Source organism: Nocardiopsis listeri, assembly GCF_020741345.1.
Classification (GTDB): domain Bacteria; phylum Actinomycetota; class Actinomycetes; order Streptosporangiales; family Streptosporangiaceae; genus Nocardiopsis; species Nocardiopsis listeri_A.
In genome coordinates, this window is record NZ_DYZD01000185.1 from 1 (window position 1) to 10,850 (window position 10,850).

The following is a 10,850-nucleotide window of genomic DNA, read 5'->3' on the forward strand; positions in this document are numbered from 1 at the left end:
ACGCGTGCGGTGCGGGCGGCAACAATCACGCGGCGGGGAAGGAGGAAGAACCCACCCCCACCCCACCAGACCACCCAAAGACCCACGACCCAAGGCACCCCACCAACAGCCCCAGGCAGCACAAAACCGGCGAACCCAGAAGCTCCTCACCGAAATGGGCGCTGAGAGCAAGAAGAAGCTTCATCGGCAGAGGGACCGGTCAGGGTTTGCCGGCGGTGCTCTCCCTGGTGATCAACGCGAAGCCCGGCTGGACCCTCCTCGGCTCGATGAACTCCTTCTCCGTGCCGGCGGCGAGACGTTCCAGCAGGGCGTCGGTGGCCGCGCGGGCGATGCCGCGTTTGTGGGGGGCGACCGTGGTGAGGGTGGTGGCGCAATAGCGCCCGTCCTCGATGTCGTCGAAGCCCACCACGGCGACGTCCTCGGGGACTCGCAGGCCCCGGGTGCCGAGGGTGCGCATGGCGCCTATGGCGATGAGGTCGTTGTAGCAGAACACCGCGTCCGGACGGACCCCCGAGTCCAGGAGTCGGGCCATGGCCTGGGCACCGTCCTCGCGGGTGTAGCCGTCGGTGACCGCGACGAACTCCTCACCGGTGGGTCGACCGGTCTCGGCCATGACCTCGCGCCACCCCTGGAGCCTCAGGTGAGCGGTCTGGCGGGCGCGGCCGTGGCGTGCCCCGAGGAAGGCGATCCGGCGGCGTCCGAGCTCGACCAGGTGGGCGGCGGCGGTGCGGGCGGCGGCGACGTTGTCGATGGCGATGTGGTCGTAGGGGGCGTCGTACTGGCGCTCACCGAGTAGCACCAGGGGCGCGTCGCTGTCGCGGGCGAGCAGGTCCTCGTTCTCCAGTTCGATAGGGCTGAGGATCAGTCCGTCGATGACCCTGGCTCGGAAACCCTGGGCGAACAGGACCTCCTGCTCTCGGCGACCGCCGGTGTGGTCGAGCAGCACGATGTATTCGAGGCCGCCCGCGTACTCGATGACGGCGTCGGCGAGTTCGGCGAAGTAGGGGTTGCCGAGTTCGGGCAGGGCGAGGGCGATCATCCCGGTCCGCCCCTTGCGCAGGTGGCGCGCGGTGAGGTTGGGCCGGTATCCGAGCTCGTCGATGACCCGCTGGACGCGCTGGCGGGTCTGGGGTGTGACGTGCCGGTATCCGTTGACGACGTTGGAGACCGTCTTGACCGACACCCCCGCCCGCTGTGCGACGTCCTTCAGGCTGATACCCACGCGCTCCTCCTCCGCCGGACGGGGCGCCCGGGATCGGTGACCTTTGTTCGGTGGCTTTTCCATCGTTATACAACACGGGCGCCGGCCCTGCCCAGCCGTGCTGGGAAGCCCGATTCCGCTACCACGTCGGTGTTCCACGAGTTTCGATTAAGGGTCTGGACAGAGCCCTCCATTCGTGTTCTCATCATCGCCAAGTCAGGTTTCCCACGTTGTAAATGCGCGGACCGTTCATGGCCCGCAACTCGACACGGAGAACCACATGCGACAACCCCCCGTCAGCATCCCCGCCCCCACCGCCGGCCGACGTCCATGGGTCCGCGCCGGCGCCCCCGTTCTGGCCGCGATCCTGGCCCTCTCCTCGCTGTCGGCCTCCCCAGCCGGCGCGCAACCCGAGACCCCCTTGAAGACCCCCTGGACCGACGAGGTCTCCCCCGACAACGCCCTTCCCGACTACCCGCGCCCGCAGATGGTCCGCGAGGACTGGGAGAACCTCAACGGAACCTGGCAGTGGGCGCCCGGCGAGGAGGGCGAGGAGCCCCCGTTCGACACCGACCTGGGCGGAGAGATCCTCGTCCCCTACCCGATCGAGTCCGCGTTGTCGGGTGTGCAGGAACACCACGACCGGGTCTGGTATCGGCGCACCGTGGAGGTCCCCGATTCCTGGGACGGCGACCGGGTGCTGCTGAACTTCGGCGCCGTGGACTGGGACTCCCGGGTGTGGGTCAACGGCACCTCCGTCGGCTCGCACACCGGCGGCTACGACAAGTTCTCCTTCGACGTCACCGACGCCCTCCGGGAGGGTGAGAACGAGATCATCGTCGGGGTGTACGACCCCTCCGACGCGGGCGAACAGCCGGTGGGCAAGCAGCGCCTGGAACCCGGCGGTATCTGGTACACCACCCACACCGGCATCTGGCAGACCGTGTGGATGGAACCGGTCCCCGACACTCATGTCACCCGGTTGGACATCACACCGGACGTGCCCGGCGAACGGCTGGGCGTGGTGGTGAACGCGGCAGGCTCCGACGACTCCACCGCCACGGTGACGGTCCGCGACGCCGAGGGCGCGGAGGTCGGTTCGGCCACCGGCGCGACGAACTCCGCGATCACCGTGGACGTTCCCGACGCCCACCTGTGGAGCCCGGACGACCCCTACCTGTACGACGTCGACGTCACCCTGGACTCGGGCGACGAGGTCGCCGGCTACACGGGCATGCGATCGATCGAGGTGGGACAGGTCGACGGGGTGACCCGCCCCCTCCTCAACGGCGAGTACGTCTTCCAGGTCGGCACCCTGGACCAGGGCTACTGGCCCGACGGCATCTCCACCGCGCCCACCGACGAGGCTCTGCGCTTCGACATCGAGTCGCACAAGGACCTGGGCTTCAACACCATCCGCAAGCACGTGAAGGTGGAACCGGACCGCTGGTACTACTGGGCCGACCGGCTCGGTGTGATGGTCATGCAGGACATGCCCTCGATGTCCGGCGACCCGGGTCGGGAGGGACGCGATCAGTTCGAGACCGAGCTGCGCGCCCTGGTGGACGAACACCGTTCCTTCCCCTCGATCGTCAACTGGATCGTGTTCAACGAGGCCTGGGGACAGTACGACGAGGACGCGCGGATCACCGAGGACGTGAAGGACTCCGACCCCTCCCGCCTGGTCACCGGTGCCTCGGGCTGGCACGACACCGGCAACGGCGACATCGTCGACTCCCACATCTACGTCGGCCCCGGCGACCCGGCCCCGGCCGAGGAGGATCGCGTCTCGGTGCTGGGCGAGTTCGGCGGCTACAACCTGCCCGTCGAAGGCCACGAGTGGAGCCCGGGCGACGGGTTCGGCTACGAGGACATCACCGACGGGGAGTCGCTGGCCACCCGCTACGTCGGTCTGATGGCGGGCGTACAGCGTCTGGAACGCACGCACGGACTGTCGGCGGCGATCTACACCGAGATCACCGACGTGGAGACCGAACTCAACGGGTTCTGGACCTACGACCGGAGGGTGCTGAAGGTCGACCCGGAGGTCATCGCCGCCGCGCACGAGCGACTGCTGTCCGGTGAACCGGTCGGCGGGATCGCCGACGTGCCGTTGGAGGAGAACCTGTCTCTGCGGGTCACCACCCCCGGCCACCAGGACCGTTACCTGGCCCACTCCGAAGGGCTGGGCGTGACCGCCCCGGTCGACGACTCCGAGGAGACCCGCGCCGACGCCACCTGGCGCTTCGTGCCGGGCCTGGCCGACGACACCTGTGTGTCCGTGGAGTCGGTGAACTTCCCGGGCGAGTACCTGCGGCACAAGGAGTCACGGGTGCATCGGGAGCCTTCCGACGACGGCACGCTGTTCGCCCAGGACGCCACCTGGTGCGCGGTCCCCGGGCTCGGCGGCGAGGGCGTCTCCCTGCGCTCCTACAACTTCCCCGACCGGTACCTGCGCCACTACGAGTCCCAGCTGTGGCTGTCCGGGGCCGGCGGCGCCGGGGAGGACCGCGACACCTCCGAGAACTACGACCACGACGTGACCTGGTCCGTCGAGGACCCCTGGACCCCCTGATCCGACGCACCGGCGGAGAACGACCATGAACGAACAGCACCCCACCTCCCCCCGCGGCCCGCGCCGCGCCCTACTCGCCACCGCGGCCGTGTGCGCCGCCCTGACCCTGGCCGCCACCGGCTGCACCCGGGGAGAGGACGACGCCGCCTCATCCGCCGCGGACGAGGGCGGCGGCGAGGGCCGGGCCCAGGTCCTGGACGAGGCCGCCAGTGGCGACGAGACCTGCAGCGCCGCCGATCACGGCGTCGAGGCGTTCGACCTGACCGACAAGACGGTCGGGTTCTCCCAGTCCGAGGCCGAGTCCAACCCGTTCCGGATCACCGAGACGCAGTCGATCAAGGACGAGGCCGAGGAGCGCGGCGTCGACCTCATCACCTCCAACGCCCAGTCGGACTTCGCCCAGCAGATCAGCGACGTGCAGGACCTGATGTCGCAGGGCGCGGAGGTGCTCATCATCGCCCCGCTCAACTCCGACGGGTGGAAGCCGGTCCTGGACGCGGCCGAGTCCGCTTCGGTCCCGATCATCACCATCGACCGGCCCATCAACGGCACCGCCTGCGCCGACTTCGTCACCTTCATCGGCTCTGACTTCGTGGAGCAGGGCCGACGGGCCGCCGACCAGATGATCGACACGCTCGGCGGCGAGGGCGAGGTCGCCATCCTGTTGGGCGCGCCCGGCAACAACGTCACCACGGACCGCACCGACGGGTTCGTGGAGCGTCTGGAGGCCGAGGCGCCCGACATCGAGATCGTGTTCGAGCAGTCCGGCGACTTCACCCGTGAGGGCGGCCAGTCGGTGACCGAGCAGCTCATCCAGACGGAACCGGACATCGACGGGATCTACGCGCAGAACGACGAGATGGGCATCGGCGCCGTGACCGCCCTCAACGGCGCGGGCAAGGCGCCGGGCGACGTCGCGATCGTCACCGTGGACGGTACCGAGGCGGCGGTGGAGCACATCGTCGACGGGTGGATCTCCGCGGTGATCGAGTCGAACCCGCGGTTCGGCCCGCTGGCGTTCGAGGCCGCCGAGACGTTCGGCGCCGGTGAGGAGGTCGGGACGAACCTGATCATCACCGATCGCGAGTACGACACTTCCAACGCCGAGGAGGAGCTCGGCAATGCGTACTAGTCCGGTCCTGGACACTCGGGGGCTGACCAAACGGTTCCCGGGTGTCCTGGCCCTGGACGGGGTGGACTTCACGCTGTGGCCCGGAGAGGCGCACGCGCTGGTCGGCGAGAACGGTGCCGGCAAGTCCACCCTGATCAAGGTGCTGACGGGCGTGTACCGACCCGACGACGGGGAGCTGTGGCACCGAGGCGAACCCGCCCGGTTCACGGCCCCGTTGCACGCGCAGCGCGCAGGGATCGCCACCATCTACCAGGAGGTCGATCTCCTTCCGCTGCTGAGCGTGGCCCGCAACCTGTACCTGGGGCGCGAGCCCAAGCGGTTCGGGCTGATCGACTTCGCGCGGATGCATCGCGAGGCCGCCGAGACGCTGCGCGGATATGGGGTGGCCGTGGACGTGCGCCGCCCGCTCGGCTCGCTGTCCATGGGTGCTCGGCAGATGGTGGCGTTGGCGCGCGCGGTGTCGGCGGACGCTCGCGTGGTCGTCATGGACGAGCCCACGTCGTCGTTGGAGCCGCGCGAGGTCGAGACCCTGTTCGGAGTGATCGATCGGTTGCGTGAACACGGTGTGGCCGTGGTGTACGTGAGCCACCGGTTGGAGGAGCTTTACCGGGTGTGCGACCGGGTGACCGTGCTGCGGGACGGTCGGGCGGTGCACACCGGCGCGATGGCCGACCTGAGCCGGTTGCGGTTGGTGTCCCTGATGCTGGGCCGGGACATGGAGCGGGTGCGGCGCGAGGGCGCCACCACCTTCTCCGGTGAACGAGAGGCGTGGTCGGGCACCCCGGCGCTGGAGGTCGAAGGGCTCACCGCCCGGCACCGGTTGCGCGAGGTGTCGTTGACCATCCGCCCCGGCGAGGTCGTCGGACTCGGCGGCCTGCTGGGGTCCGGGCGCACCGAGACCGCGAAGGCGATCGCCGGGGCCCTGCCCCTGGACTCGGGGCGTGTGTCGGTGATGGGCACCCCGCTCAAGCGCGGTTCGTCCGTCCCCGCCGCGATCCGAGCCGGGGTGAGTCTGCTCCCGGAAGACCGCAAGCACGAGGGCATCGTCCCGGGGCTGTCCATCCGGGAGAACATCGCGCTGGCCGCGATGCCCCGGATGAGCCGGTTCGGACTGGTGTCGGAGAAGCGGGTGGACGAGGTGGTGCGGGTGTTCATGGAGCGCCTGCGCATCAAGGCGGTGGGCCCGCACCAGAAGGTGGAGGAACTGTCCGGCGGCAACCAGCAGAAGGTTCTGTTGGCGCGTTGGTTGGCGCTCAACCCCAAGGTGCTGCTGCTGGACGAACCCACGCGCGGGATCGACGTGGGCGCCAAGGCGGAGGTGCAGCGGTTGGTGGACGAGCTCGCCGAGGAGGGACTGGGCGTGCTGCTCATCTCCTCGGACCTGGAGGAGCTGGTGGAGGGCGCCGATCGTGTGGTGGTGCTCAAGGACGGCGCCGTGGTGGACGAGTTGGAGGGCGCCCAGGTCACCGAGGACTCCCTGATGGCGGCGATCGCGCAGGGCCCGGACGGGGGTGAGGGAGAGTGAGCCCGCACACCGTGCCCCGGTCGATCCGGGATCGGGTGGACAGGGACCGGTTCCTGCGCTGGTCGCGGGACTACGGCGTGTACGTGGGCGTGGCGCTGATCGTGCTGTTCAACCTCGCGTTCACCCCCAACTTCCTGTCGCTGGAGAACTTCCGCACCCAGGCCGTGCAGGTCGCCCCGGTACTGATCGTGGCGCTGGGCATGGCACTGGTGATCGCCACCGGCGGCATCGACCTGAGCGTCGGCTCGGTGATGGCGCTGTCGGCGGCGATGATCTCCCTGTATCTGGGATACGGGCCGATCGTGGCGGTGCTCATCGCGGTCGTGGTGGGCGCGACGGCCGGTGCGGTCAACGGTGTGCTCGTGTCGTTCGCGGGGATCCAGGCGATCATCGCGACGCTGGCGATGATGATCGGCGGCCGAGGTGTGGCACTGGTGCTGTTGCCGCAGTTGGACGGGATCCGCAATCCGGGGCTACGGTCCCTGGGTTCGGGGTCGTTCCTGGGCGTGCCGTACCTGGTGTGGATCGCGGCGCTGCTGGTGGTGCTGGTGGCGTTCCTGGTCAGGCGCACCGTGTTCGGCCGTCGGCTGGTCGCCATCGGCGGAAACCGGCGCGCGGCCGAGCTGTCCGGACTACCGGTGCGTCGGGTGCTGCTGGGCGTGTACGCGCTGTGCGGCGCCCTGGCGGCCGTGGCCGGGGCCCTGGTGACCGCCCGGCTGCAGGCGGCCGACCCCAACTCGGTGGGCGTGCTCATCGAGTTGTCGGCGATCACCGCGGTGGTGGTCGGCGGCACCCCGCTGACCGGCGGGCGGGTACGGATCGCCGGGACGGTGGCCGGCGCGGTGCTGATGCAGCTGCTGGTGGCCACGTTGATCAAACACGACCTGCCGCCGTCGTGGACGCAGATGGCACAGACCGCGGTGATCATCGCCGCCGTCTACCTGGCCCGGGATCGAGGGAGGACATGATCACCACGTCGAAGGAGGCCCCGGCCGTCTCGATCCCCTGGCGGGAGTCGGCGCGACGGCACGGTGCCCTGCTGGTGTTGTTGCTGGTGGTGGCGCTCGCCGGGACGACCCTGGACGGGTTCTTGGCCCTGGGGAACCTGAACCGGGTGTTGGTGAGCGCCTCGTTCCTGGCGATCATCGCGCTGGGCATGACGTTCGTGATCGTCACCGGCGGGATCGACCTGTCGGTGGGCACGGTGTTCGCGCTCGGCGGGGTGTCGGCGGCGTGGGCGTCCCAGTACGGAAGCCTGGCGCTACTGCTGGTGCCGCTGGTGGTGTGCGGACTCATCGGCCTGCTCAACGGGGTGCTGATCGCCCGAGCGGGGCTGGCCCCGTTCATCGTGACCCTGGCGACCATGCTGGGCGCCTGGGGGCTGATGCTGTCGATCTCCGACGAGGGCAACACCACCTATCTGGTGCCGGAGGGGCTGGCGCTGGCCCCGCTGGTGCACGGCCGGCTCCTCGGCGTGCTGGGGTACTCGTTCCTGTTGGTCGTGGCACTGTTCTTCGTGGGCGGCCTGGTCCTGCGCCGCACCACGGCGGGCCAGCACGTGTACGCGGTGGGCGGCGACGAACAGACCGCCGCGCTCATGGGTGTTCCGGTGGCGCGCACCAAGATGGCCGTCTACACGTTCTCCGGACTGTGCGCGGGAGCGGCGGGCGCGCTGAACGCGTTGTGGTTGGGCTCGGGCGTGACGATCTTCGGGATCGGCATCGAGCTCCAGGCCATCTCCGCGGTGGTGATCGGCGGGACTCTGCTGACCGGTGGTTACGGGTTCTTGGCCGGCACCCTGAGCGGCGTGCTCCTGCTCGGCGTCATCCAGAACATCATCAACGCGGTCGGCACGCTGACCTCCGCCTTCCAGGAGGTCGTCAGCGGGCTGTTCCTGATCGCGGTGGTGTTGATCCAGAGCCGGCTCAGGGGAGGACCGACAGGTCCTGTTCGGTGACCAGACCGAAGTGCAGGGCCTTCTCGGTGAGCATGTCCACCCGCCAGTCCTGCCCCTGGCGGGCGTCCTCCGGCTCCACGCGGAACTTGCTCTTGAGCAGGTAGTCGATGTGGGAGTTGACCGCCGCCTTGGACAACTTCAGCCGCTCGGCGACCTGGTGCTGGGTTGGTGTGTACCGGGTGCCCGGGTCGCGCAGGCGAGGTTCGCAAAAGGCCGCCAGCACCCGGTAGTAGGTGTGCAGGCGGTCGATCCGGAAGCTGCGGATGTCGGTGCGCTCGGCCTGGGAGTCGGTGGTCTCGGTGTCCAAGAACGGTTCCCCGGCGGGCACCAGCACACTGCTGCACGCGGCGGGCGCCATCACCAGGAACCCGTGCTCGCCCTGACCTCCGGGGATGAGCACCCGGGAGGTCTCGAAGGGCACCAGCATGCCCTGGGTGTGCGGAGGGACCTGGACGAACCCGGCGAGCCGTTCGGTGTTCTCCACGACGTAGGACTTGGTGGGGCTGAGGTTGCTGATCCGCCAGTGGTCCCCGTGCGAGACGATCTCGCCCGCCACCCGCGAGACCGCCCGGTCGCCCCCGGCCAACGGGATGTCCACCCGACGGTTGCGACCGCCTCGTCCGAAGGTGCGGGATTCCCCCGTCTCCAGGTGGTGGGTGTCCATGGGGGTGTCGCCGTCGTAGTCCTGCTGGACGGTGATGATCTGCTCGGGGTCGTCGGGCGAGGGGAACACGCTCATGTGCCGTCTCCAGGGGGCGAGGGGAACCGCACGGGGGCAGAGACCCCAAGAATACTGCGTTCCCTCGCGGGAGACGTCGGATTCGCCGGGCCCGAGGGGTCAATCCTCGTAGAGGGCGTCGATCTCGTCGGCGTATCTCCTGGCCACCACGCCACGGCGCAGTTTGAGAGAGGGGGTCAGCTCACCGGTCTCCGGTCCCCACTCGCGTGACAGCACCCGGTACCGCTTGACCTGTTCGACGCGGTTCAGGCGCTCGTTGGCGGCGGCCACGGCCGCGTCGATCTCGGCGATGACCTCAGGGTGAGCGGCCAGGTCCTCCCCCGTCGCCTCGATCCCCTTGGAGGCCGCCCACAGCGGGGTCAGTTCGGGGTCGAGCACGACGAGAGCCACCAGGTAGGGGCGGCCGTCGCCGTGCGCGAGGGCCTGGCCGACCAGCGGATGTTCCTTGAGGGTGTTCTCCACCAGGGCCGGTGACACGTTCTTGCCGCCGGAGGTCACGATGATCTCCTTCTTGCGGTCGGTGATCCACAGGAAGCCGTCCTCGTCGACCCGGCCCACGTCGCCTGTGGCGAACCAACCGTCGGCGTCGGTGTCGGGGCGGACCGACCCGTCCGCCGCCAGGTACCCCTCGAAGACGGAGGCTCCGCGCAGGAAGACCTCTCCGTCCTCGCCCAGGCGCATCTCGACACCGTCGATGGGCCGACCGACCGATCCGAGCCGGAACCCCCCGGTCTCGGGAACGTTCATGGTGGCCACTCCCACGGACTCGGTGAGGCCCCAGACGTCCATGATCACGATGCCGAGGGAGGCCCAGAAGCGGACCACCTCCAGGGGCATGGGCGCCGAGGCGCTGGAGGGCAGGATCACCCGGTCCAGCCCCATCTTGGCCAGCAGTGGTTCGAGGACCGTGGTGCGGGCCCGCCGGTGGCGTTCCTCCAGTTCGGCGGGGACCTCGCCGTCGCGTTCGAGCCGTTCGATGTGTTCGGTGGCCACCGCGCGGGCCTGGTCGATGGCGGCGCGTTCCTCCTCTGGCAGGGAGGCCAGGACCGCCTGGACGCCTCCGGCGAACTTCTCCCACACGCGCGGCACCCCGAGGAAGTGCGGGGGCCGCACCTGTGGCAGCACCCCGACCACCGCGGTGGGGTCGGCGCACATCCACACGTGCGAGACGCGCACCAGCGGCATGTACACGCTCAGCACGCGCTCGGCGATGTGGGCCAGCGGCAGGTAGCAGACGTGATCGGGGAACGCGGGGAACTCCAGGGCCGAGTCCAGGGCACCGACCTGGGCCAGGACCCGTCGGTGCGAGATCGCCACGCCCTTGGGGTCGCCGGTGGTGCCGGAGGTGTAGACGACGGTGACCAGATCGTCCGGGGTTCGGTCGCGCCAACGGTCGGCCGCCCCGGAGGGGGTCGCCTCGGTGAGGGTGGCGTAGGGGGTGTGGCCGCGTTCGGGATCGGCTCCCTCGACAACGACCAGTCGCTCCAGCGGGGTGTCCGGGTCCTTGAGGAGACCCTCCCAGAGGGCGGCCACCTCCGTGTCCTCGACAACGGCGACACGGGCACGGCTGTGCCGGGCGATGTGGCCGATCTGTTCGGCGGCGGAGGTGGAGTAGACGGTGGTGGGGACGGCCCCGGTCTGGACCAGGGCGAGGTCCGAGAGCCAGTGTTCGGGCCGGTTGCCCATCATGATGAGGGCGTGGTCGCCGGTTCGGACGCCGA

At 69.6% G+C, this 10,850-nt stretch carries 8 protein-coding genes; 5 read left to right on the top strand and 3 right to left on the bottom strand.

The window, feature by feature from the left end:
- Positions 1-199: 199 nt before the first annotated feature.
- Positions 200-1,222 (bottom strand): LacI family DNA-binding transcriptional regulator, encoded by a 1,023-nt coding sequence (locus K8V84_RS10170; RefSeq protein ID WP_304073506.1) that lies wholly within the window; start codon positions 1,220-1,222, stop codon positions 200-202.
- 259 nt (positions 1,223-1,481) lie between these two features.
- Between K8V84_RS10170 and K8V84_RS10175 the strand changes: the two genes are divergently transcribed.
- From K8V84_RS10175 to K8V84_RS10195, 5 genes are read left to right on the top strand one after another with little or no spacing between them, the layout of a single operon-like run.
- The gene (locus tag K8V84_RS10175) at positions 1,482-3,776 is read left to right on the top strand and encodes an AbfB domain-containing protein (RefSeq protein ID WP_304073510.1); all 2,295 of its coding nucleotides are present in this window, start codon (positions 1,482-1,484) and stop codon (positions 3,774-3,776) included.
- A gap of 25 nt (positions 3,777-3,801) precedes the next feature.
- Positions 3,802-4,908, top strand: a complete 1,107-nt coding sequence (locus tag K8V84_RS10180) for an ABC transporter substrate-binding protein (protein WP_304073515.1) — start codon at positions 3,802-3,804, stop codon at positions 4,906-4,908.
- The gene (locus K8V84_RS10185; protein WP_304073518.1) at positions 4,898-6,433 is read left to right on the top strand and encodes a sugar ABC transporter ATP-binding protein; all 1,536 of its coding nucleotides are present in this window, start codon (positions 4,898-4,900) and stop codon (positions 6,431-6,433) included. The genes K8V84_RS10180 and K8V84_RS10185 overlap by 11 nt, the downstream gene beginning before the upstream one ends.
- Positions 6,430-7,401: an ABC transporter permease gene (locus tag K8V84_RS10190; protein WP_304073521.1), complete on the top strand. Its 972-nt coding sequence runs from the start codon at positions 6,430-6,432 to the stop codon at positions 7,399-7,401. The genes K8V84_RS10185 and K8V84_RS10190 overlap by 4 nt, the downstream gene beginning before the upstream one ends.
- Positions 7,398-8,390 (top strand): ABC transporter permease, encoded by a 993-nt coding sequence (locus K8V84_RS10195; RefSeq protein WP_304073524.1) that lies wholly within the window; start codon positions 7,398-7,400, stop codon positions 8,388-8,390. The genes K8V84_RS10190 and K8V84_RS10195 overlap by 4 nt, the downstream gene beginning before the upstream one ends.
- Here the strand turns inward: K8V84_RS10195 and K8V84_RS10200 are convergent.
- Together K8V84_RS10200 and K8V84_RS10205 are read right to left on the bottom strand one after the other, a co-directional pair.
- A complete protein-coding gene (locus K8V84_RS10200) occupies positions 8,359-9,129 on the bottom strand; it encodes a helix-turn-helix domain-containing protein (protein WP_304073526.1) in 771 nt (256 codons plus the stop codon). The genes K8V84_RS10195 and K8V84_RS10200 overlap by 32 nt on opposite strands.
- Before the next feature lie 99 nt (positions 9,130-9,228).
- On the bottom strand, positions 9,229-10,850 hold a 1,622-nt coding region (locus K8V84_RS10205; protein ID WP_304073529.1), incomplete at its 5' end, for a long-chain fatty acid--CoA ligase.

Bases quoted from the DNA above. Each gene is read 5' to 3' on its own strand.
- K8V84_RS10175 (WP_304073510.1), top strand. From the start codon at position 1,482: ATGCGACAACCCCCCGTCAGCATCCCCGCCCCCACCGCCGGCCGACGT.
- K8V84_RS10180 (WP_304073515.1), top strand. From the start codon at position 3,802: ATGAACGAACAGCACCCCACCTCCCCCCGCGGCCCGCGCCGCGCCCTA.
- K8V84_RS10185 (WP_304073518.1), top strand. From the start codon at position 4,898: ATGCGTACTAGTCCGGTCCTGGACACTCGGGGGCTGACCAAACGGTTC.
- K8V84_RS10195 (WP_304073524.1), top strand. From the start codon at position 7,398: ATGATCACCACGTCGAAGGAGGCCCCGGCCGTCTCGATCCCCTGGCGG.
- K8V84_RS10200 (WP_304073526.1), bottom strand. From the start codon at position 9,129: ATGAGCGTGTTCCCCTCGCCCGACGACCCCGAGCAGATCATCACCGTC.